Source organism: Collinsella sp. CLA-ER-H6, assembly GCF_040092305.1.
GTDB lineage: Bacteria > Actinomycetota > Coriobacteriia > Coriobacteriales > Coriobacteriaceae > Collinsella.
Map to the genome: position 1 here is coordinate 13,095 of NZ_JBBNLS010000020.1, position 22,280 is coordinate 35,374.

19 protein-coding genes are annotated in these 22,280 nt (G+C 59.7%); all 19 read left to right on the plus strand.

All coding sequences use genetic code 11. The annotated features are described in order from the left end of the window. Positions 1 to 112: 112 nt before the first annotated feature. The 19 genes from ybaK to secG all read left to right on the plus strand — a co-directional run bounded on the left by ybaK (position 113) and on the right by secG (position 22,216). Positions 113 to 613, plus strand: coding sequence for a Cys-tRNA(Pro) deacylase (gene ybaK / locus AAAX77_RS08700; protein ID WP_349105865.1), 501 nt, complete (start codon positions 113 to 115; stop codon positions 611 to 613). A gap of 3 nt (positions 614 to 616) precedes the next feature. Continuing rightward, positions 617 to 2,299 (plus strand): murein biosynthesis integral membrane protein MurJ, encoded by a 1,683-nt coding sequence (murJ, locus tag AAAX77_RS08705; protein WP_349105866.1) that lies wholly within the window; start codon positions 617 to 619, stop codon positions 2,297 to 2,299. A gap of 6 nt (positions 2,300 to 2,305) precedes the next feature. After that, positions 2,306 to 4,246 carry an excinuclease ABC subunit UvrC gene (gene uvrC / locus AAAX77_RS08710; RefSeq protein ID WP_349105868.1) on the plus strand — a complete coding sequence of 647 codons (1,941 nt, stop codon included), beginning with the start codon at positions 2,306 to 2,308 and terminating at the stop codon, positions 4,244 to 4,246. Between the two features lie 364 nt (positions 4,247 to 4,610). Further along, on the plus strand, positions 4,611 to 6,224 hold the full coding sequence (locus AAAX77_RS08715; RefSeq protein WP_117638004.1) for an ABC transporter substrate-binding protein: 1,614 nt from the start codon (positions 4,611 to 4,613) through the stop codon (positions 6,222 to 6,224). Between the two features lie 157 nt (positions 6,225 to 6,381). Continuing rightward, the gene (locus AAAX77_RS08720) at positions 6,382 to 7,338 is read left to right on the plus strand and encodes an ABC transporter permease (RefSeq protein ID WP_035138896.1); all 957 of its coding nucleotides are present in this window, start codon (positions 6,382 to 6,384) and stop codon (positions 7,336 to 7,338) included. 3 nt (positions 7,339 to 7,341) lie between these two features. Then, positions 7,342 to 9,357, plus strand: coding sequence for a dipeptide/oligopeptide/nickel ABC transporter permease/ATP-binding protein (locus AAAX77_RS08725; RefSeq protein ID WP_035138893.1), 2,016 nt, complete (start codon positions 7,342 to 7,344; stop codon positions 9,355 to 9,357). Then, the gene (locus AAAX77_RS08730) at positions 9,358 to 10,185 is read left to right on the plus strand and encodes an ABC transporter ATP-binding protein (protein WP_006236159.1); all 828 of its coding nucleotides are present in this window, start codon (positions 9,358 to 9,360) and stop codon (positions 10,183 to 10,185) included. An 80-nt stretch (positions 10,186 to 10,265) separates the two neighbouring features. Next, entirely contained in the window at positions 10,266 to 11,243 is a 978-nt protein-coding gene (locus tag AAAX77_RS08735) for an acetylxylan esterase (protein WP_349105870.1), read from the plus strand. Continuing rightward, positions 11,236 to 12,087, plus strand: coding sequence for an acetylxylan esterase (locus AAAX77_RS08740; RefSeq protein ID WP_349105872.1), 852 nt, complete (start codon positions 11,236 to 11,238; stop codon positions 12,085 to 12,087). The genes AAAX77_RS08735 and AAAX77_RS08740 overlap by 8 nt, the downstream gene beginning before the upstream one ends. A gap of 68 nt (positions 12,088 to 12,155) precedes the next feature. Beyond that, positions 12,156 to 13,076, plus strand: coding sequence for a dihydrodipicolinate synthase family protein (locus AAAX77_RS08745; RefSeq protein WP_138375023.1), 921 nt, complete (start codon positions 12,156 to 12,158; stop codon positions 13,074 to 13,076). 172 nt (positions 13,077 to 13,248) lie between these two features. Beyond that, positions 13,249 to 14,214: an ROK family protein gene (locus AAAX77_RS08750; protein ID WP_349105874.1), complete on the plus strand. Its 966-nt coding sequence runs from the start codon at positions 13,249 to 13,251 to the stop codon at positions 14,212 to 14,214. A 70-nt stretch (positions 14,215 to 14,284) separates the two neighbouring features. Then, on the plus strand, positions 14,285 to 14,971 hold the full coding sequence (locus AAAX77_RS08755; RefSeq protein WP_022094877.1) for an N-acetylmannosamine-6-phosphate 2-epimerase: 687 nt from the start codon (positions 14,285 to 14,287) through the stop codon (positions 14,969 to 14,971). A gap of 101 nt (positions 14,972 to 15,072) precedes the next feature. After that, on the plus strand, positions 15,073 to 15,993 hold the full coding sequence (rapZ, locus tag AAAX77_RS08760) for an RNase adapter RapZ (RefSeq protein ID WP_022094878.1): 921 nt from the start codon (positions 15,073 to 15,075) through the stop codon (positions 15,991 to 15,993). Positions 15,994 to 15,999: 6 nt separating this feature from the next. Beyond that, positions 16,000 to 16,929 carry a DNA-binding protein WhiA gene (whiA, locus tag AAAX77_RS08765; RefSeq protein WP_022094879.1) on the plus strand — a complete coding sequence of 310 codons (930 nt, stop codon included), beginning with the start codon at positions 16,000 to 16,002 and terminating at the stop codon, positions 16,927 to 16,929. A 193-nt stretch (positions 16,930 to 17,122) separates the two neighbouring features. Further along, complete coding sequence (gene gap / locus AAAX77_RS08770; protein ID WP_006236151.1) at positions 17,123 to 18,148, plus strand: type I glyceraldehyde-3-phosphate dehydrogenase; 1,026 nt, start codon at positions 17,123 to 17,125, stop codon at positions 18,146 to 18,148. A gap of 140 nt (positions 18,149 to 18,288) precedes the next feature. Then, positions 18,289 to 19,479, plus strand: coding sequence for a phosphoglycerate kinase (locus AAAX77_RS08775; protein ID WP_349105876.1), 1,191 nt, complete (start codon positions 18,289 to 18,291; stop codon positions 19,477 to 19,479). Next, entirely contained in the window at positions 19,472 to 20,239 is a 768-nt protein-coding gene (gene tpiA / locus AAAX77_RS08780; RefSeq protein ID WP_022094882.1) for a triose-phosphate isomerase, read from the plus strand. The genes AAAX77_RS08775 and tpiA overlap by 8 nt, the downstream gene beginning before the upstream one ends. 5 nt (positions 20,240 to 20,244) lie before the next feature. Beyond that, complete coding sequence (gpmI, locus tag AAAX77_RS08785; protein ID WP_117877273.1) at positions 20,245 to 21,798, plus strand: 2,3-bisphosphoglycerate-independent phosphoglycerate mutase; 1,554 nt, start codon at positions 20,245 to 20,247, stop codon at positions 21,796 to 21,798. Between the two features lie 163 nt (positions 21,799 to 21,961). Next, positions 21,962 to 22,216, plus strand: a complete 255-nt coding sequence (secG, locus tag AAAX77_RS08790; protein ID WP_006236144.1) for a preprotein translocase subunit SecG — start codon at positions 21,962 to 21,964, stop codon at positions 22,214 to 22,216. Positions 22,217 to 22,280 lie beyond the last annotated feature (64 nt).

A 22,280-nucleotide genomic window follows, 5' to 3' on the forward strand; every position in this document is an offset into this window, starting at 1 on the left:
GCGCCATCGACTCCTTGTGATTCGATGGCGCTTGCTGTGCCGAAGTGACGTATACAGCCGAATTGGACATATACTTAATCCTTGCGTCCGAATGCGAGGGAAAGGATATGTCATGGCAAAGGCTGTAAAGACGCCAAAAACCAATGTGATGCGCGAGCTGGAAAGTGCCGGCATTTCCTATGTTCTACATACGTACGAAGACGATGGTGATGAGTCGGTGGGCCTGGGGGTCGCGATTTCGGAGCAGCTTGGCGAGGAGCCCGGTCAAGGATTTAAGACTTTGGTCTGCGTGACGCCGTCCAACGACTATGTCGTGTGCTGCATCCCTGTTGCCGACGAGCTCGATCTAAAGTCCGCCGCGCGTGCCGCGGGGGAGAAGTCCTTGGCCATGATGCATGTGAAGGATTTGCTTGCGGCGACTGGCTACGTTCGCGGCGGCTGCAGCCCGGTCGGTATGAAAAAACGCTACCGGACGCTCATTGATGAGACGTGTGTCCTTTGGGATACCATTTTTATTTCGGGAGGCAAGCGTGGTTATCAGCTCGAGCTTGCACCCGATGATTTAATTGCATTTTGCGGGGCGACGGTTGCCGCGATTACGAGAGAGGACTGAGCGATGCCGCAGGAAGAATTGAAGCGCGGAGCTCATTTTGCAAAAGAATCTGCGCCTCAGACACCCTCGTCCGAAGCTTCTTCGTCGCGAGATGACACTGACGACATGGGCTCGTCGGACTACTCCACGGTTGGTCGTTCCGCCGGGCTTATGACCATCCTGACTATCGTGTCTCGCGTCACCGGTTTTATCCGCACGTGGGCAATGGCGGCCGCTATCGGCATGTCGCTACTCTCGTCCTCCTATCAGGTCGCCAACAACCTGCCCAATATGCTCTACGAACTCGTGATGGGTGGCATGCTCGTGACGGCGTTTTTGCCCGTGTACATGGGCGTGAGGCGTGAGCAGGGTCGCGAGGCCTCGAACGAGTACGTGGGCAACCTGCTCGGCATTCTGCTTTTGGTGCTGGGTGGCATTTCGTTGCTGGGGACCGTGTTCGCCCCGGGCTTTATCTGGACACAATCGTTCCTTTCGGGTGACGGCGGCAGCATGGATACCGCTGCGTTCATGTTCCGTTTCTTTGCCATCCAGATTCTGTTTTATGGTTTGGGTTCGGTGTTCTCGGGCGTTCTCAACGCACACCGCGACTACTTCTGGTCGACGTTTGCCCCGGTCCTCAACAATGTGATCGTCATTGCGAGCTTTATGGGTTTTGCGCCCGTGTCCGCACAGTTTGGCGAACGTGCCGGCATCATCTTGATTGCGGCCGGTACGACCCTCGGTGTCTTTGTTCAGATGGCATGTCAGATCCCCGCGCTTGGCAAGCACGGCGTGCATCCCCATATCCATATCGACTTTAAGGACCCCGCACTGCGCCAGACGATTGCGCTCGGTATCCCGACGCTGCTCGCCACGGTGTGCATGTTTGTCTCGACTTCTATCACCAACGCTGCCGCGCTGGTGGTCCAGCCCGAGACTGGTCCTTCCGTCATCGCCTATGCGCGCCTGTGGTACACGCTGCCCTACGCGCTGATTGCCGCCTCGCTTTCGACGGCGCTCTATACCGAGCTCTCTCACGACGCACAGGAGAAGGATTACGACAGCGTTCGCACGGGCATTTCGCGTGGCGTCGCCCAGATGCTGTTCTTCCTGATTCCGTTCGCGCTGTACCTGATTGTCTTCGCACGTCCGCTCAACATGATCTACTGTGCTGGCAAGTTCGATGAATCCGGCGTGGCGCTGGTGTCCGAGTTCCTTGTCTACCTGGCGTTCTCGCTGCCGCTCTACGGCGTGGTCGTGTTGATGCAGAAGAGCTTCTCTGCCTTGCTCGACATGAAGCCCTATAGCCGCTATTGCCTGTATTCCGCCATCGGCCAGGCCGGCTCGGTTCTGCTGTTTGGCGTTGTGCTGGGCTTCGGTATGCCGGCAATCGCGCTTTCGTATGTCGTCGACTACGTGATCTTGGTCGGATGTTCGCTATGGTGGCTGCGTCGTCGTCTGCGTGGCCTTCAGGTCAAATCTATCCTGCATGGCGGTTTCTTTGGCCTTTTGCTCGGTGGCCTGGGTGCTGCCGCAGGCGCCGGCGTCATGTGGGCGCTTGAGCACTTTGTCGGGGCACTTGGCGGCTCGATTCTGATTACTCTTGGCTACGTTTGCGTTGCGGGTGTCGTCTCGCTTGCTGTTACCTTTGGCCTTGCCGTCGTCCTTAAGATGCCCGAGGTCTCGGCGCTGCTTCGTCGCAAGTAGGTGCGTGTGGCCGGTCACGACAACATTCCAACACTCGCCGAGCAGGTTTCGCGCGTTCCCACGCAGCCCGGATGTTACCTTTGGAAAGATGCCAGGGGCGATGTCATCTACGTTGGCAAGGCGAAAAACCTGCGTTCCCGTATGCGCCAGTACGTGACGCTGCAGGATGAGCGTCAAAAGATCCCGCTGATGATGCAGCTGGTGGCGAGCTTTGACTACATCGTTGTCGAAACCGAGCATGAGGCGCTTGTACTCGAGCGCAACCTGATCGGCCAGTACCATCCGTACTTTAACGTCGACCTCAAGGATGACAAGAGCTACCCCTTTATCGCCATTACAAAGGGCGACCTGTATCCCGCTATCAAATACACGCGTGAGCGTCATAAGCCGGGAACGCGCTATTTTGGACCCTATACCGATAGCCGTGCGGCACGTGAGACGATAGATACGCTGCGCAAGGTTATCCCCATCTGCTCTGCATCCTGTGCGGAGTGGCGTCGTTGTCGCCGTATCATCGAGTCCCACAAGGGCGAGGAAGACATCGTCAATATGATTTGCGCACAAAACGGGCGCCCCTGCTTTGACTACCATGTCGGGCGCGGCCCGGGTGCGTGTGTCGGCGCGATTTCCCCGGCAGACTATGCCAAGAACGTCAAGCGTGTCGAGCGCTTTTTGTCGGGCCATCGCAAGGATGTCGTCGACGAGCTGACTTCCGAGATGGCGGATGCCGCCGAGGCACTCGATTTTGAGCGCGCGGCACGCGTCAAGCGTCGTTTGGAGGTCATCAGGGGTCTGGACGACCGTCAGCAAGTCGTTTTTCCCTCCAGTGTCGATATCGATGTCATCGGTTTCTATCGCGAGGAGACCATCTCTGCCGCTTGCGTCTTTGTCGTGCGTGAGGGCCGAACAGTTCGCACCTGCGAGTTCATTCTTGACAAGGGTTTTGATGTTGACGAGGAAGAGCTCCAGTCGGGCTTTCTTAAGCGCTATTACGACGAGACGGCTGATATTCCAGCTGAGATAAACCTCTCTGTCGAGCTTGAGGATGCGGAGGCGCTGGGGGAGTGGCTTGCAGGCAAGCGCGAGCGTTCCTGCCATCTCCATAGGCCGCAGCGTGGCGAAAAGCACCGTTTGCTCGATATGGCATCCAAAAATGCGCGCCATGTCCTCATGCGCTACATGATGCGAACGGGGTACGCTGACGACCGCACCAATCAAGCGCTCCTGGAGCTCGAAAGCGCGCTGGCGCTGCCGGCGCCGCCGATGCGTATCGAGTGCTTCGATATCTCGACGCTGCATGGAACCTTTACCGTCGCCTCGATGGTGGTGTTTACCAACGGACGCGCCGACAAGAGCCAGTACCGTCGTTTTAAAATTCAGGCCGAATTGGACGAGGCAAACGACTTCGTGTCGATGTCCGAGGTTTTGGGACGACGCTATGCTCCCGAGCGCATGGCCGACGAGCGCTTTGGCTCGCGCCCCGATTTGCTCGTTGTCGATGGCGGTAAGCCGCAATTGACCGCTGCGATCAAGCAACTTGAGGCTCTTGGGCTCGATATACCAGTTTGTGGCTTGGCAAAGGCCGATGAGGAGGTTTTCGTGCCTTGGGACGAGACTCCCGTCGTGCTGCCGACCGGGTCTGCTTCGCTCTATCTAATTAAACAGGTGCGCGATGAATCGCACCGTTTTGCCATCACATTCCATCGTGAGTTGCGTGATAAAGCCATGACAGTTTCGGTACTCGATGACGTTCCAGGCGTGGGACCCACCAGAAAACGTGCCCTTATGCGCCATTTTGGCTCGATGAAGCGTTTGCGCGCGGCGAGCGAGCAAGAGATCGCGGAAGTTCGCGGCATACCTGCCGATGTTGCCAAGGCGGTCCATGAGGCGCTCGTTGCGTGGAATGCCGAGCGCGCCGAGGCGGCGGCTGGCCATTCCGATAGCTAAACACGAGCCTAAACAACTGATATACATGATTGCGCGATTTTCAACCATTTATTTCGCCATGATTGCCTGCTGGTTTCGGGTTTTATTAACGCTAAAACGTTTGACTAACCCAAGCGAAAACCCTGCTATCCTGCGGGTTGACGAAGACTGATATCTCACCTCGCCGATACATACTGTCTGGCGAATCGTTTGTCAACGAATTCGGTGAACGGTAGTAAATACCGTTCAAGCGTATGCATGTATCGGTCGCCGAGCGCGGCACCTCAGTTGGGTTCGTCGGAAGGTAAGGTATATATCGTCCGCAAGTTGCGCGGGGGCAAGTCTAGATGCTCCCGAGTAAGATTCTCTATTGATAGGAGAAGACATGGCCATCATCAACAAGGGTATGTCCAGGCGTTCGTTCCTCGGCCTCACCGGCAGCGTCGCTGCTGTCGCAGGGCTTGGTCTCACCGGCTGCGGTGGCAGCTCTAACGACGAGGGTTCCGCTTCCGGTTCCACCGATTCCGCTAACCGTGGCGGCGGCGTGATCACCGCTGGTTCCGCTTACGCTCCGTCCAGCTTCGATCCCGCCAGCACCGGCTCCGCTGTGGGCCTGGGTGCTAACTGGCACGTCGTCGAGGGCCTCTACGGCATCGATTACCACGACTACAGCACCTTCAACGAGCTCGCCACCGACGATCCCAAGTCTGTGGACGACACCACTTTCGAGGTCACCATCCGCAAGGGCGCCAAGTTCTCCGATGGCACCGAGGTCACCGCTGACGATGTCGTTGCCTCCTACACTGCTTGCGCCGCTTCCGCTACCTATGCTCCGTTCTTCCAGCCCTTCGAGTCCATCGAGGCCAAGGACGCCAGCACCGTGACGGTCAAGACCAAGGTCCCCAACTTCTCCCTGCTCAAGGATCGTCTGGCCATCGTCCGCGTTACCCCGGCCACCCAGACCGAGGAGGATCGCGCCAAGCAGCCGATCGGTTCCGGCCCCTGGATGTACGACTCTATCTCCGATACCGAGATCACTCTGGTTCCCAACCCCGAGTACAACGGTGAGTATGCTGCCGAGGATAAGAAGATCCAGTACAGCATCCTGACCGACCCCACCGCTCGCGTTACCGCTCAGCAGGAGGGCTCCACGCTCGTTATGGAGCTCGTTACCGCTGACGCCGTCGACCAGCTCGAGAGCGCCGGCTGCAAGATCGATAACGTTCAGGGTTTCGGCACCCGCTTCATCATGTTCAACGTCGCCAAGGAGCCTTGGAACAACGTCAAGGTCCGTCAGGCCGTCATGTATGCGCTCGACACCGAGAAGATGGTCAGCAACACCTTCGCCGGCCTTGCCACCGCTGCCAGCTGCTACCTGCCCAAGAGCTTCACCAACTATCATGAGGCTTCCACGGTGTACAAGACTGACGCCAAGAAGGCTAAGAAGCTCATCGAGGAGTCTGGCATCACCCCGGGTGCCATCACCCTGCGCACCACCGACAACGAGCAGATTAAGGGCATGGCCGCCCAGGTCAAGAACGACCTCGACGCTCTCGGCTTCGATGTGACCATCCAGACCGATACCTCGCCGGCTACCTACGCTGCCATTGACGGCGGCGAGGCCTACGATATCCTCCTTGCCCCTGGCGATCCTTCCTGCTTCGGCGCTGATCCCGACCTGCTGCTCAACTGGTGGTACGGCGACAACGTCTGGATGCAGACCCGTTGCCCGTGGAAGGAGTCCGCTGAGTGGCAGAAGCTCCACGGTCTCATGGACGAGGCTCTTGCCGCCGAGGGCGACGAGCAGCAGAAGAAGTGGAACGAGTGCTTCGACATCATTGCCGACAACGCCGTTCTGTACCCCGTTGTCCACGTCAAGACCGTCTCCGCTTCCTGGGACGATCCGTCCACTGCGCCCAACGGCGAGGCCCTCGATGGCTTCAAGGGCATCGGCACGACGAGCATGTCCTTCAGGGGCGTTGCGACCGTCAAGGCGTAAGACTCGCTTGAGTCTGAATGCAGGATGTCGGTCGTTGGGACCGTATCCTCATAGTTGAAACAAAGACCCGGGCGGCAACGATGTCGCTCGGGTCTTGTAATGAGTATCCGTACTCATATACCAGTTGGTCCTACCGACAAAAGAAAGGGGAGAGAACGTGAACAACTTGCTACGTTTGATTGGAAGGCGTCTTGTGGCGCTGCCGATCATGGCATTGGGCGTCACCGTCCTGGTGTTCTTCCTTATGTCGTTCTCCAAGACCGACCCCGCCTACACGGCGTTGGGTGACGGTGCCTCGCCCGAGGCGGTTGCCGAGTACCATGAGAAGTATGGTCTGGACGACCCCTGGCCCGTGCGCTACGTGCGCTATATGGGCGATTTGATCCATGGCGACATGGGCACCTATGGCGCTGCTCGCAACTCCGTTGCCAAGCGCATCTCCACGGCCCTGCCCGTCACGATGCAGCTGACCTTCATCGGTCTTGCCATCGGTGCGGTCGTTTCGTTTTTGCTCGGCGTCATCGCGGCACTGTATCGCGACAAATGGCCGGACCAAGTGATCCGCGTCTTTTCCATCGCCGGCCTGGCAACCCCGTCGTTCTGGCTTGCCGTTCTGTTGATTCTGCTGTTCTCTTCCTACCTTAAGGTGCTCCCGGCATCGGGTGCTCTGCCTCACTTCACCACGAATCCGGTTGGCTATCTGGGGCGTATGATCATGCCCGCCATCGCCTTGGCATTTCCGCTGACGGGCCAGATGACTCGTATCGTGCGTACCGCCATGGTCGAGGAGCTCGACAAGGATTATGTCCGTATGGCTCGCGGCGCCGGCGTTCCCGAGAAGGTCGTCGTCGGCATCAACGTTCTTCGCAATGCGCTGATCACCCCGGTCACCACCCTCGGTCTTAAGATCGGTTACCTCATGGGCGGCGCCGTCGTCATCGAGGTTATCTTCAACCTCCCCGGCATGGGCACCGCGATTCTGCAGGGCGTTCAGGGCAACGAGGCGAACCTGGTTCAGGGCGTCGTTATCGTCGTTGCTCTTGCCTTCATCATCATCAACATCGTGGTTGACATGCTCTACCTGCTCATCAACCCGCGCATCAGGACGGTGTAGATTATGGTAAAGATTCGAGAGAAGCAAACCGAGCAGCTCGAGAAGGCTGCCTCCAAGGGGCTCAAGCTCGGTGGCTGGAAGAAGATGACGCTGTCTTCTAAGATTGCCGCCGTCGTGCTGGTGCTGGTCGCCCTGACTGCGATCCTGGCGCCCCTTCTTGCCCCCTATAGCCCGGTCGAGATCTTTACGGCTCGCCAGGCTCCCGGCAACGGATTTATCTTCGGTACCGACGATAAGGGTCGCGACATTCTGTCGCGTATGCTCTACGGTGGTCGTTACTCGCTGATTATCGGCTTTGGCGCCACTGCCATGGCTCTGGTCTGCGGCTCGGTCGTGGGCGCCCTTGCAGCGGTTTCGCGCAAGGCCGTCTCCGAGACGATCATGCGTATCCTGGACATCATCATGTCCATCCCGGGCATCGCCCTCGCGGCCGTCTTCGTCTCCATCCTGGGCAACTCCGTGCCGTCGATCATCTTCGCCATCGGCTTTATGTACACTCCGCAGATTGCCCGTATCGTGCGCGCCAACATCGTGTCCGAGTACGGCGAGGACTATGTCCGCGCGGTCATCGTTTCCGGCGCTAAGGCTCCGTGGATTTTGATCAAGCATGTTCTGCGTAACTGCATCGCCCCGATCATGGTCTTCACCGTTACCCTGGTCGCCGACGCCATCATCTTCGAGGCCTCGCTGACCTTCATCGGCGCTGGTATCCAGGAGCCCACCGCTACCTGGGGCAACATCCTCGCCGACGCCCGCGGCGGCGTGCTCGCCGGCCGTTGGTGGCAGGCGCTGTTCCCGGGTCTGGCCATCATGATCACCTGCCTGGCGCTCAACATCCTCTCCGAGGGCATTACCGACGCCATGGCCGCTGCCCCCTCCGCCGCCCTGGATCCTACCGATTCCTCCAAGCGTCGCGAGGCCGACCTGCTGGTCTCCGACCCCGTTCGCGCCTACAAGGAGCAGGCCCAGTCCCTCTCCGCTCGCCTTGGCGCCCTGCGCGATGTCGAGCTCAAGCGTGACGATCGCCATGTGCCCGACGAGTCTGTTGAACCGATTCTCTCGGTCCGTGACTTCTGCATTCAGTTTGAGCATCACGGTGATATCAACGTCGTCGACCATGTCAACTTTGACGTTCGTCCTGGTCAGACCATGGGCCTGGTGGGCGAGTCCGGTTGCGGTAAGTCCATCACCACGCTGGCCATCATGGGCCTGACCGACGATGACGAGCATCTTTCCGGCGAGGTTCTTTGGGAGGGCCGTGACCTGCTCAAGATGAGCAAGAAGGAGTGGTTCGGCCTGCGCGGTACCGATATCGCTATGGTCTATCAGGACGCCCTGTCCTCGCTTAATCCCTCCATGCTCATCTCTGCCCAGATGAAGCAGCTCACCAAGCGCGGCGGAACCCGCAGCGCCGAGGAGCTCCTGGAGCTCGTCGGCCTCGATCCCAAGCGCACGCTCGAGAGCTATCCGCACGAGCTTTCCGGCGGCCAGCGTCAGCGTGTCCTGATCGCTATGGCCCTTACCCGCGACCCCAAGCTGGTCATCTGCGACGAGCCCACGACCGCTCTGGACGTTACCGTCCAGAAGCAGGTCATCAAGCTGCTCAACGATCTTCAGGCCAAGCTCGGCTTTGCCATGATCTTCGTTTCGCATGACTTGGCTCTGGTCGCCGAGGTTGCCCATAACATCACGGTTATGTACGCTGGCCAGGTTATCGAGCAGGCACCCACCAAGGAGCTGCTCACCAACCCGATCCACGAGTACACCCGCGGTCTTCTGGGTTCCGTTCTGTCCATCGAGAGCGGTTCGGGTCGCCTGCACCAGGTGCCCGGCGCCGTTCCGAGCCCGCGCGATTTCCCCAAGGGCGATCGCTTCGCGCCCCGCTCGAGCCATCCGCGTATTGGCCTGGATACCCGTCCGGTCTTCAAGCGCGTGCCCGGTACCGAGCACTTCTATTCCGAGCTCCCCGACGAGGTGCTCAAGGCAAATGGTTTGACCCCTCACGCGGAGGTGATGTAGATGAGCGAGACCGCAGTCAACGGCGTCGAGCCGATCATCTTTCTTGATGACGTCCACGTCACCTTTAGGACCCGTACCGGCTCGATTCTGCACCCCAACCTGGTTCACGCCGTCCAGGGTGTAACGATTAAGCTCATGCCCGGTCAGACGATCGGCATCGTCGGCGAGTCCGGTTGCGGTAAGTCCACCACCGCCAACGTCATGTGCGGCCTGCAGGCCCCCACGAGCGGCAAGGTCTACTTTAAGGGCAAGGACGTTACCAAACGTACCGCCGAGGACCGTCGCCACATGGGTCGCGTCATCTCGGTCGTGTTCCAGAACCCGGCCACGGCGCTCAATCCCCGCATGGTCGTTCGCGAGCAGCTGCTCGACCCCATGCGCGTCCACAACCTGGGTACCGAGGCCGAGCAGGAGAAGCGCGTCAAGGAGCTCCTGGAGCTCACCGGTCTGCCCAGCTCCGCCGCCGAGGTTCTTCCCGGTCAGCTTTCGGGCGGCCAGCGTCAGCGCGTCGCAATTGCCCGTGCCCTGTCGCTGAACCCCGATGCCATCATCGCCGACGAGCCCACCTCGGCTCTGGACGTTTCGGTCCGCGCGCAGATCCTGAACCTGCTGACCGACCTTAAGAAGGAGCTCGGCCTGGCCATGGTGTTCATTAGCCATGACATCCAGACGGTCCGCTATATCTCTGACGACATCATCGTTATGAATGGCGGCAAGATCGTCGAGCAGGGCGAGGCCAAGCAGGTCTTCCAGCATCCCCAGGACCCCTACACCAAGATGCTGCTCGGCGCTGCGCCGTCGCTGCTGCATCCCAAGCTCGGCGAGTAGCCTCGCTTTCCCTCCCGTGCGCCCGGTTCCCTTGCCGGGCGCACCTCCGTTGCGATTTCGAAAGGTTGGGTTCACGAGCCATGCCAAGTGCTCAGGAGCTACAACATCAATTTGGTGAATATCGAGGCGCCATGCCTCGTCCATCAGATTTCGATCTCTTTTGGAAGGATCGCATGGCCGAGGCCGACGCCGTTGGGCTTGACTATGCGATCGAGACGGCATCGGTCACCGATGCCGTGACCTGCCAGCTTTTCGACCTCTGGTATATCGGCATGTGTGGCGCTCGCCTGCATGCCAAGTGCCTTAAACCCGTCTCGGACGAGCCCGTGCCATTGGTGCTTCAGTTCCATGGGTATCCGGGTGCAAGCCGCAGCTGGTTTGAGCAGGCGTCGTTTGCGGGCATGGGCATGGCACTCATCGCCCTTGATTGCCCCGGCCAAGGAGGTCCCTCCGAGGACATTGGCGGATTTGAGGGCACAACGGTCGCGGGCCATATCGTCGCCGGTATCGACGGCGACCCGGCCAACCTCTACTATGTCCGCTTGCACCAAGATATTCGCATTCTGTGCCGTATTGTTCGCGAGCTCGAGGGCATCGATCTTTCCCGTGTGTTTGTGAACGGCGCTTCGCAGGGTGGCGTTTTGGGCATTGCGACCTGTGCGCTTAACAGCGAGCTTATCAATCGTGCCGCCATCCTCTATCCCTTCCTGTCGGATTTCCGCCTAGTCTGGGATTTGGATGCAGACGACATTGCCTACGAGGGCCTGCGCTATTGGTCTCGCTGGTTTGACGAGGACTCGACTCGTATTGACGAAGCCTATGCCAAGCTGGCGTACTTCGATTCCAAGAACTTTGCCCCTATGGTCAAATGCCCCGTGCTGTTTGGCACCGGCACAGCCGATATCGTCTGCCCGCCAGCGACGCAGTTTGCGGTCTATAACAACCTGACCTGCGAAAAGCGTCATGAGTTCTTTGAAGGCTTTGGCCACGAGGAGATTCAGGATTTTGACGATCTGATCATTCCGTTTTTCTGCAAGGGAGGGGAGGCTCATGTCTAAGTGCGAGAGCAATGTCAATGAGCTGATTGTCCCCGGGCTCGTGGGAATTCCTGGAACGGTTTCGTCAAGGCTCGCAGAATATCGGGACTGGCGCGGTGATGTCCAAGCAGATGTTTCTGATTTAGAGACATGCGCTTCGAATCTTGAGATTCAAGGCCCGGCCATTACGGCGATTGACTTTGTTAACCCCTGCGCCCGTTACTCGGAGGTCTCCTTTGAGCTCGGTGACGATGCGATTCACGCTCGTTTGATCGAGCCTGTCGGTCGTGCCCGAGTATCTGAGCGCGTGCCGCTGTGCCTGATGTTCCACGACATCGATCGGCCTGTGCGCGGCTGGCATCACATGACGAGATTTGCCGCCATGGGGTATGCCGTGCTTGCACTGGACGATGAGGTGATTGGACCCAGCGATCTGCGGCAGGGGATTACTTCGCCTGCTTTTGTCAGGCGCGTCCGTTGGGGCTGTGCGTTGGCGAAGGTCGCGCGCAATCTTGATGGCATGGACCCCGACCGCATCTTTGCATGGGGCGAGGGTCTAGGCGGTGGAGTCGCGCTGGCGGTTTCTGCTCTGGACGAGCGGGGTCTCGCCTGCACGGCGGTTGCCAATCCGCTTCCCGGCGGCCTCGAGGCGCTGTCGTCTCGGGTGCGCGGCTCGGTGTTCATGGGCACATCGCTCATGGATACCGTGAGCGACCCCAAGGGTCAGTTTGCCGTGTTCAACGGTCTTGAGTGTGACCGGAGGCATATCATCTATGCCAAATACGCTCACGAGCGTATCAATGCGTTCGAAAACGAAGTCGTCGACTTTTTTAACCAAACGTTCTACCCGTGTTCTTTGGCCTAGACGGCCTGGACACTGCCAACAAGAGTGGGTGGCATAGGGTCGCCCGCCAGACAACTAAGGAGATTCTTGTGGCAACTCAGAAATTCACCGGCGTTATCCCTCCCGTCGTTGTTCCCGATACCGAAGACCACCAGCTCGACGTTGCCTCCTTTGAGCGCAGCATCAACCGCATGATCGATGCCGGCGTCGATGGCCTGTTCTTCCTGGGCTCCTCGGGCGAGGTCGTCTTCTCCACCGACGAGCGTCGTCGCCAGATTGTCGCCGAGGCTGTGCGCATCGTCGATCACCGCGTTCCCGTTCTGGTCGGCATCATCGACACCGAGACCGAGCGCATGATCGAGCACGGCAAGGTCGCCCAGGAGCTGGGCGCCGATGCCCTCGTCGCCACCTGCCCGTTCTATGCCCTGCAGGGCATGACCGAGGTCGAGGAGCACTTCCGCATCCTGCACGAGGAACTCGACCTGCCCATCTTCGCTTACGACATCCCCGTGTGCGTCCACACCAAGCTTCCCTGGAAGCTCCTTGCCAAGCTCGGCGCCGAGGGCGTCCTGGCCGGCGTCAAGGATTCCTCGGGCGATGACATCTCGTTCCGCTACCTCGTTCAGGAGAATGAGAAGAACGGCCATCCGATGAGCATCCTTACCGGTCACGAGGTTGTTGTCGATGGCGCCTACCTCGGCGGCGCCGATGGCTCCGTTCCGGGTCTCGCCAACGTTGAGCCCGAGGGCTACGTGCGCCAATGGAAGGCCGCTCAGGCCGGCGACTGGGCTACCGTCAAGGCCGAGCAGGATCGCCTCAACGAGATTTCCCACATCTGGGATGTCACCTCGGGCGTCCAGGGCTATGCCGGTGGCGTCGGCGCCTTCAAGACCGCTATGAACCTCATGGGCATCTTCGACAGCCCGACCATGCCGCGCCCGGTGAAGGCCATGACCGGCGAGAACGTCGAGGCGATTAAGAAGGTCCTCCAGGACAACGGTCTCCTGTAAAGCTTCCCCAGGCACCCGATCTTGGGGGTCAAGTGGTCGGGCGTGACCCATTAGGTCAACGCCCGACCACTTTCACCCCAACCTCGGGCACCTGGAAAACCTTTACCGCGCTGTGACGGCTAGCCTGACGGCGCATTTCCTGTAGTTGTTTTTATCTCCTAAGGAGAACGACATGGAGAACAAGTACGTCTGCTCTGCCGATATCGGCGGAACTAAGATCGCGACCGCCATTATGGAGTACCCGGCTGACGGCAGCGTGCCCCATCCCGTTTTTGAGGCCGAGGTTCCTACTGAGGCCCAGGAGGGCGGCGAGGCCGTCTTCCAACGTATCGAGGCGTCCATCAAGGCCGCTCTTGAGGCGAATCCCGATGTCGAGGTCCTCGGTGTCGGTATCGGTGCCGCAGGCGTCGTCGATCCCAAGACGGGCGCCATCGCGTATGCCAACGAGATTATGCCCGGCTGGTCCGGCGTTCAGTTGGGGCCGCGTCTGCGCGAGGACCTTGGTCTTCCCGTTGCCGTTGTAGGCGACGTGCAGGCTCATGCTCTGGGCGAGGCCCACTGGGGCGTCGGCAAGGGCAAGTTCTCCGTCTTGTGTCTTGGCATCGGTACGGGCATCGGCGGCGCATATGTCGAGAACGGCCGCGTGATGCAAGGCTTCCATGGTGCTGCCGGCCATATGGGCCACATCGAGTGCTCGGCTGCCGCCGGCATTCCCTGCGCCTGCGGGCGTTCCGGCCATCTGGAGTCGGTTGCTTCGGGCACTTCCATTGGTCGAATGTACGATGAGCGCTTTGGTCGCGTCGACCCCAGCCGTCCTTCGGTCGGTCGCGATGTGAACGACCTGTGCCGTGCGGGCGACGCAAAGGCGACCGAGGTCATCCATGACGCCGGCTTTGCGCTGGGTGCCAGCTTGGGCTCGCTCGCTAACATCCTGGACCCTGAGGTCATCGTGCTTTCGGGTGGCGTGATTCACCAAGGTCCCGATTGGCGTTCACAGACGTGGAAGGATTCGGTACACGAGGGCTATGCCAGCCAGGCGCTCGATCCGCTTCAGGACATGCCGATCCTCATCGGTTCTCTGGAGGGCGATGCTCCGCTCATCGGTGCCGCTGAGCATCTTCTTGCCTCGTTGAAGTAAACGTATCTTCTGTAGGAGCCTCCCGAGACAACACGCCTCGGGAGGCTGTTCTGAGAAAGGTTACAGCCTTATGACCGTCGATCCTTTGATTCAATCCCTGAAGGGCAAGCTCGTCGTGAGCGTTCAGGCGTATATGGGCGAGCCACTTCGTACGCCCGAGACCATGGCTCAAATGTCGCGTGCTTGCGAGCTCGGCGGCGCCGCCGCCATTCGCTGCCAGGGCCTTGCCGACATTGCCGCCATTAAGGGTCGCTGTGAGGTTCCCGTCATCGGCCTGTGGAAGGATGGGCACGAGGGCGTTTACATCACGCCGACGCTGCGTCACGCTCGCGCCTGCGTTGCTGCCGGTGCCGATATCGTGGCGATCGACGCCACCGATCGTCCGCGCCCCGATGGCAAGACGGTCGAGGATACCTTCCGCCCGCTGCACGAGGAGGGTGTGCTCCTGATGGCGGATTGTGCCACCATCGAGGACATTCGCCGTGCGGTTGATATGGGCTTCGACCTTGTATCTACCACGCTTTCTCACGGTGTCGCTGCCATCGACTGCACCATGGCCGATGGCCCTGATCTGCCGCTCCTGCGTCAGGCGACCGAGGAATTCCCCGGTCTTCCCATCATCTGCGAGGGCCGCGTGCACACGCCCGAGGAGGCTCGCGCCGCGATCGATGCTGGCGCCTGGGCCGTTGTCGTCGGCACCGCCATCACGCACCCCACGAGTATTACGAGTTGGTTCAAGGCTGCGCTTGAGGCGTAAGACAGGCCTCGTATCCGCTCGGGGCGGTATACTCAATATAGGCAATTGACCGCGCGGGATCCGGGTTGCTGGGTCCCGCGCTTGTTTTCGGGAGGCAACACATGCAAAAGGGAGATGCCATGGATGCGGCGGAGCGCTCGGAGCGCATCCCCGATATCGTCATCATCACCGGAATGTCCGGATCAGGCCGCACACAGGCCATGCACGTGTTCGAGGACATGGGCTATTTTTGCATCGATAACCTGCCTCCGCGTCTCATCGCCCAGCTTGCCGAGCTCGTCGGCATCAATACGGGCGTGGGCAGGCATCTCGCCGTCACCTGCGATTTGCGTAGCCAGGGACTGTTTGACGAGTTGCTCGATGCGGTCGCCGCGCTCGAAGAGCGCGAGATGAGCTGCGACATCGTGTTCCTGGAGGCTTCTGACGAGGTGCTGATTCGTCGCTATAGCGAAAATCGCCGCCGTCATCCCATTGCCAAACCGGGGGAGACTACGGCCGATGCCATTCAGCGCGAGCGCCTTCAGCTGCAGGGCGTGCGCGACCGAGCCGATATGATTATCGACACGAGCCGTCTGCGCACCTCTGCGCTGCGCAACAAGCTACGTATGGCATTTTCCGAGCTGTCCGACCAGCAGCTCATGGACGTCCACGTGTTCTCGTTTGGCTTTAAGCACGGCATGCCCGTCGAGGCGGACATTATGATCGACGTCCGCTTCCTGCCCAATCCGTTCTACGATCCCGAGATGCGCACGATGACCGGTCTCGATAAAAAGGTCTCCGATTTTGTTCTGGACCATCCCAAGACGCAGGAGTTTTGGAAGGCTTGGACACAGCTGCTCGATACGGTGATGCCGGGCTATATCGCGGAGGGTAAGCCGCAGCTTTCTATCGCCATCGGCTGCACGGGCGGCCAGCACCGCAGCGTTGCCATTGCCGAGGCCACGGCCCGTTACCTGGAAGGCGCTCAGTATCATGTGAGCATCTCCCACCGCGACCTGTCGCGCGCCAACACGAAGGCATAGGCCTGCATGTCGTTTACCGCTGAGGTGCGCGACGAGCTTGCGCGCTGCGAACCCGAATGTGAATACTGCGACTTGTCGACGCTTGCCGCCCTCACGCGTGTGAGCGGTACGCTCTCGCTTGCCGGCTCTGGGCGGTATCGTTTGACGGTTGCGACTGAGACGGGAGCCGTCGCGCGCACGATGATCACGCTGACGCATCGTATCCTTAAGCTCAAAACGGAGTTCACCGTCCGCAAATCTGTCTTGCATAAGGTTCGAAACTACCTCATCACCTTGCCTGATCAGCCCGATTTGGATAAGGCTCTGGTGCTGCTGGGCATTCTCGACCGTAGGGGAGGGCTCGTCGCAGGTGTGCCGCGTCACATTGTCGCCCGTCCTTGCTGTAGACTTGCCTATATCCGCGGCGCGCTCATCGCGGGCGGCTTCGTGGCCGATCCACGCGGCGATTTTCATTTGGAGATCGCTGTGCAGGGCGAGCAATATGCCAAGGGACTTTGCGATTTGTTGGAGCAGATTGGGGTCCATGCTCGTGTTAATGCACGGCGGGGGTCATATGCCGTGTACATTAAGAGCGCCGAGGAAATCGAGCATCTATTAAAGCTGATTGGTGCCAAGCGCAGCGTTGCCGAGATTGAGGAGGCGCGCGCGGTCAAGTTGGTTAAGAACGATGTGAACCGTCGCGTGAATGCCGAGCTCGCCAACCAGACCAGAAGCGCCGGTGCTGCCCAACATCAGCTTGCGCTTATCGATGAGCTCGAGCAGCGTGGCCTTCGCGATGCGCTTCCGGATGCCTTGGCGGTCTTTTGCGACCTGCGCGAGCGCTATCCTGATCTGTCGCTGCGTGATTTGGGGGAGATGGCTGACCCTCCCTTGTCGAAGTCAGCCCTCTACCATCGTGTTTTACGGCTTGAAAAGCTCATTGAAGCAAACAGGTAGTTTGAAGTAACGACTTATATATGGATTTAGCTGCTATTTTAGTCTTTAAAACGTTTTAACGTAAATTTGATTTTCAATTTCGGGCATTCTCGTGAAATTCAAGTCAAAAAAAAGGTATATTAGGCGAGTGGTTAGTTTGTGGGCCTCAACGGCGGGCGCTGTAGCTCGCGGGGGCCTTACGAAAGGAGACACAATGGCAGTAAAGGTTGCTATTAACGGCTTCGGTCGCATCGGTCGTCTGGCTTTCCGTCAGATGTTCGGTCATGAGGGCTCCGAGATCGTCGCTATCAACGACCTCACCTCTCCCGATATGCTCGCTTACCTGCTGAAGTACGACTCCACGCAGGGCAACTACGCTCGCGATCACGAGGTCGTTGCTGGCGAGGATTCCATCACCGTTGACGGCAAGGAGATCAAGATCTACAAGGAGGCCGACGCTAACAACCTGCCTTGGGGCGACCTTGACGTCGACGTCGTTCTCGAGTGCACCGGCTTCTACACCAGCAAGGCTAAGGCTCAGGCCCACATCAACGCTGGCGCCAAGAAGGTCGTCATCTCCGCTCCGGCCGGCAGCGATCTGCCCACCATCGTGTACAACGTCAACCATGAGACGCTGACCGCTGAGGACAACATCATCTCCGCTGCTTCTTGCACCACCAACTGCCTCGCCCCGATGGCCAAGGGTCTGAACGACTTCGCTCCCATCGTGTCCGGCATCATGACCACCATCCACGCCTTCACCGGCGACCAGATGCCGCTCGACGGCCCGCAGCGCAAGGGCAACTTCCGTCGCTCTCGCGCCTGCTCCGAGAACATCGTCCCGAACACCACGGGCGCTGCCAAGGCCATCGGCCTGGTTCTCCCCGAGCTCAACGGCAAGCTCATCGGTGCCGCCCAGCGCGTCCCGACGCCGACCGGCTCGCTGACCAACCTCTACGCCGTCGTTGACAAGAAGGTCACCGTCGACGAGGTCAACGCTGCCATGAAGGCCTACGCCGAGACCATCCCCGATACCTTCGCCTACAACGAGGACCAGATCGTCTCCCGCGACATCGTCGGCGAGACCCACGGCTCCATCTTCGACGCCACGCAGACCATGTGCTCTGACCTCGGCAACGGCCAGACCCTCGTTCAGGTCACCTCTTGGTACGACAACGAGAACTCCTACACCTCTCAGATGGTCCGCACCATCAAGTACTTCGAGAAGTTCGTTGCTTAATTTAGCTTTTAGCGAATAGCTCGTTGAGCGTCTAAAGAAGGGCGCGGCCTTATAGGGCTTACACCCTAGGGTCGCGTCCTTTTTATAAGAAATCGTCTGCCGTAATGGAAGGCAGACACGTACGAAAGGTAGAAGCAAACATGGCCTTTACCAAGAAGACCGTCCGCGACATCGATGTCGACGGCAAGCGCGTTCTCGTCCGCGTTGACTTTAACGTGCCTATCAAGGATGGCGTCGTTGGCGACACCACCCGTATCAAGGCTGCCCTGCCCACCATCAACTACCTCGTTGAGCACAACGCTCGCGTCATCCTCATGAGCCACCTCGGCCGTCCCGAGGGCACCGGCTTCCAGCCCGAGCTGTCCCTCGAGCCCGTCGCCAAGAAGCTCGCTGAGCTCTCTGGTCTCGACGTTGCCTTTGTCGCTGACACCTACGGCGAGAAGGCTGCTGAGGCTGTCGCCGCCGTCGAGCCGGGTAAGGTCCTCGTTCTCGAGAACGTCCGTTTTGACAAGCGTGAGAAGAAGAACGATCCCGAGATCGCCAAGAAGCTCGCTTCCTATGGTGACGTCTTCGTTCTCGATGCCTTCGGCACCGCTCACCGCGCCCAGGGTTCCGTCGTGGGCCCCGCCGCTTACCTGCCTGCCGTCGCCGGCTTCCTGCTCGAGAAGGAGGTCGACACGCTGACCGGCATCTTCGCCGAGCCCGAGCGCCCCTTCGTCGCCATCGTCGGCGGTTCCAAGGTTTCCTCCAAGATCGGCGTTCTCGATCACCTCATCGACTCCGCTGACACCCTGATCATCGGTGGCGGCATGGCCTACACCTTCTTCCTGGCTCAGGGCCTGTCCGTTGGTCAGTCCCTCAAGGAAGAGGACTGGGTCGAGCGCGCCGGCGAGATGCTCAAGAAGGCCGAGGAGAAGGGTGTCAAGATCCTGCTCCCCATCGACAACCGCGTTGCCGATCACTTTGGCGAGGACGCTGTCCCCGAGGTTGTCGCTTCCGACGCTATCCCCGACGACCGCGAGGGTATGGACATCGGCCCCAAGACCGAGGGGCTCTACGCCGAGGCTGTCAAGGGCGCCAAGACCGTGTTCTGGAATGGCCCCATGGGCGTCTTCGAGTTCGACAACTTCGCTCACGGCACCCAGGCTATCGCCGAGGCTGTTGCCGAGGCCGACTGCACCTCGATCATCGGTGGTGGCGATTCCGTCGCAGCCGTCAACAAGTTTAACCTGGCCGACAAGATGAGCTGGATCTCCACCGGCGGTGGCGCTTCCATGGAGCTCGTCGAGGGTAAGGCCCTGCCCGGAGTGGAGGCGCTTCTCGATGCCTAATCGCACCCTTCTTATCGCTGGTAACTGGAAGATGAACAACGACGTCGCCGAGGCTGCCAAGCTCGCCGACGAGCTGGCCCAGGCTCTGCCCGAGGTTCCGGCTGGCGTCGAGGTGCTCGTCTGCCCTCCGACCATCGACATCACCACGGTCCATGACCGCATTCAGGCTGCCCCCATCGCCCTCGGTGCACAGAACGTGTACTGGGAGGCCAAGGGTGCCTTCACCGGTGAGTCCTCTTGCGACATGCTCAAGTCCGCTGGCTGCACCTACTGCATCATCGGTCACTCCGAGCGTCGTGACTACTTCCACGAGACCGACGAGGACCAGAACAAGAAGGCCAAGGCTCTCGTTGCCGCCGGTCTTGTTCCCGTCTTCTGCTGCGGCGAGTCCCTCGAGGTCCGCGAGGCCGGCACCTATGTCGAGCACGTCGTGAACCAGGTCAAGGCCGGCCTTGCTGGTCTTGAGATCACCTGCCCCAAGCAGGTCGTCGTCGCCTACGAGCCCATCTGGGCCATCGGCACCGGCAAGACCGCTACCGCCGAGGACGCCCAGGAGGTCTGCGGTGCTATCCGTGAGACCCTCAAGGAGATGTTCGGCGAGGAGCTCGCCAACGGCATCCGCGTTCTCTACGGCGGTTCCGCCAAGCCCGGCAACATCGCCGAGCTCGTCGCCAAGCCCGACGTTGACGGCGCCCTCGTGGGCGGCGCTTCGCTCAAGGCTGCCGACTTTGCCTCTATGGTCGTCAAGGCAGGCGAGTAGGACATATGGCACAGCGTCATCTTCCTGCACTCCTGATCATCATGGACGGCTGCGGCCTGGCTCCGGCCGATGGCGAGAACGCCGTTGCCGCTGCCAAGACGCCCTTCCTTGATAGCCTGTACGAGAAGTACCCCCACACCACACTCGGTGCTTCGGGCGAGGACGTGGGTCTTCCCGACGGCCAGATGGGTAACTCCGAGGTGGGTCACCTCAACATCGGTGCCGGCCGCATCGTGTTTCAGGAGCTTTCTCGCATCAACAACGCCATCAAGGACGGCTCCATCGCCAAGAACGAGGTTTTCGTCAAGGCTATGGATGATGTCAAGGCCGATGGCAAGACCCTTCACCTCATGGGCCTTATGAGCCCTGGCGGCGTTCATTCTCACATGAACCATGTCGAGGCCCTGGTCAAGATGGCTGCCGAGCACGGTGTCAAGACCGTTCGCGTCCACGCCTTTATGGACGGCCGCGACGTCGACCCGCAGTCTGGTGCCGGCTACATGAGCGAGTTCTGCGCCTTCCTGGCGAAGATCTCCGAGGAGACCGGTTGCGACGCTCGCGTTGCTACTGTCTCGGGCCGTTATTGGGCCATGGACCGCGATAACCGTTGGGAGCGCATCCAGCGCGCCTACGACGTCATGGTCAATGCGTCCGATGCCGATACCGACCCCGTTGCCGGTATCAAGGCCTACTACGAGAAGGATCCGCGCGGCGATGAGTTCGTCGAACCCTTCGCTGCCCACAACGAGGGCATCCACGAGGGCGACGCGGCCATCTTCTTCAACTTCCGTCCCGACCGCGCTCGTCAGATGACCCGCGTGTTCACGGACAAGGAGTTCGACGGCTTTGAGCGCGAGCAGATCAAACTTTCGCACTTTGTGACGATGACCGAGTACGATCCGACGTTTGACGTTGAGGTCGCCTTCCCCAAGACGTTCCCCGAGAACGTCCTGGCCGACGTTATCGCCGCCAATGGCCTGAAGCAGCTGCACACCGCCGAGACCGAGAAGTACGCCCACGTGACGTTCTTCCTCAACGGCGGCATCGAGGAGCCCAAGGAGGGCGAGGAGCGCGTGCTCGTCGCTTCCCCCAAGGTTGCTACCTACGATCTGCAGCCCGAGATGAGCGCTCCCGAGGTTACCGAGAAGCTCGTCGCCGCAATCAACGAGGATCGCGCTGATTTCTACATCGTGAACTTCGCGAACTGCGACATGGTTGGTCACACCGGTGTCTTCGACGCTGCCGTTAAGGCCGTTGAGGCTGTTGACGATGCTCTGTCCAAGGTTGTCCCGGCGATTCTCGCCAAGGGCGGCTTTGCGCTGATTACCGCCGACCACGGCAACGCCGATCACATGTTTGACGTCGCTTCCGACGGTTCCAAGCATCCGTTCACGGCTCACACCACCAACCGCGTGCCGTTCATCATCGTTGATGAGAAGGCCAAGCTCACCGGTATCGAGGACGGCCGTCTTTCCGATATCGCTCCGACCATGCTCACCATGGCTGGTATTGAGCCTTCCGCCGAGATGACGGGTCGCGTGCTCGCCACCGAGGCCTAAGAGAAAACTCCAAGCGTTTTCTTGCAGGGGGTTGTCCACAATTGGACAACCCCCTTTTTGGTATTTCTGCCATTTCCGCCCCGTCTCCGAGTGGCAGGTAGGGTAGAGCGGGGGATTGTGGTACAGTACTGGAGTTTGAATTGTTCTATTAAGGAGCTTATCTATGGGTCCGTTTCAGATTCTTCTGTTTGTCGTTTGGGCTGTCTCTGCCGTGGCGTTGACGATTCTCGTCCTGATGCATTCCGGTAAGGGCACCGGCGTTTCGGATATGATCGCTAGTTCGCTGTATAACTCCAGCTCTGCCACAGGCGTTATGGAGCAGAACCTTGACCGCCTGACTGTCATCATGGCTGTCGTGTTTGCCGTGTGCGTCGTCCTGTGCATGTTCTTCTTCCCGCAGGGCATCGTGGGCTACTAAGCACGAGCTGCATAAATACTTGAAAAGGGTTTCGCAAGTGCGGGACCCTTTTTGTTTACATATT

Bases quoted from the DNA above. Each gene is read 5' to 3' on its own strand.
- murJ (WP_349105866.1), top strand. From the start codon at position 617: ATGCCGCAGGAAGAATTGAAGCGCGGAGCTCATTTTGCAAAAGAATCT.
- whiA (WP_022094879.1), top strand. From the start codon at position 16,000: ATGTCGTTTACCGCTGAGGTGCGCGACGAGCTTGCGCGCTGCGAACCC.
- AAAX77_RS08725 (WP_035138893.1), top strand. From the start codon at position 7,342: ATGGTAAAGATTCGAGAGAAGCAAACCGAGCAGCTCGAGAAGGCTGCC.
- rapZ (WP_022094878.1), top strand. From the start codon at position 15,073: ATGCAAAAGGGAGATGCCATGGATGCGGCGGAGCGCTCGGAGCGCATC.
- AAAX77_RS08715 (WP_117638004.1), top strand. From the start codon at position 4,611: ATGGCCATCATCAACAAGGGTATGTCCAGGCGTTCGTTCCTCGGCCTC.
- AAAX77_RS08730 (WP_006236159.1), top strand. From the start codon at position 9,358: ATGAGCGAGACCGCAGTCAACGGCGTCGAGCCGATCATCTTTCTTGAT.
- AAAX77_RS08735 (WP_349105870.1), top strand. From the start codon at position 10,266: ATGCCAAGTGCTCAGGAGCTACAACATCAATTTGGTGAATATCGAGGC.
- secG (WP_006236144.1), top strand. From the start codon at position 21,962: ATGGGTCCGTTTCAGATTCTTCTGTTTGTCGTTTGGGCTGTCTCTGCC.
- AAAX77_RS08740 (WP_349105872.1), top strand. From the start codon at position 11,236: ATGTCTAAGTGCGAGAGCAATGTCAATGAGCTGATTGTCCCCGGGCTC.
- gap (WP_006236151.1), top strand. From the start codon at position 17,123: ATGGCAGTAAAGGTTGCTATTAACGGCTTCGGTCGCATCGGTCGTCTG.
- gpmI (WP_117877273.1), top strand. From the start codon at position 20,245: ATGGCACAGCGTCATCTTCCTGCACTCCTGATCATCATGGACGGCTGC.
- AAAX77_RS08775 (WP_349105876.1), top strand. From the start codon at position 18,289: ATGGCCTTTACCAAGAAGACCGTCCGCGACATCGATGTCGACGGCAAG.
- ybaK (WP_349105865.1), top strand. From the start codon at position 113: ATGGCAAAGGCTGTAAAGACGCCAAAAACCAATGTGATGCGCGAGCTG.
- tpiA (WP_022094882.1), top strand. From the start codon at position 19,472: ATGCCTAATCGCACCCTTCTTATCGCTGGTAACTGGAAGATGAACAAC.
- AAAX77_RS08750 (WP_349105874.1), top strand. From the start codon at position 13,249: ATGGAGAACAAGTACGTCTGCTCTGCCGATATCGGCGGAACTAAGATC.
- AAAX77_RS08755 (WP_022094877.1), top strand. From the start codon at position 14,285: ATGACCGTCGATCCTTTGATTCAATCCCTGAAGGGCAAGCTCGTCGTG.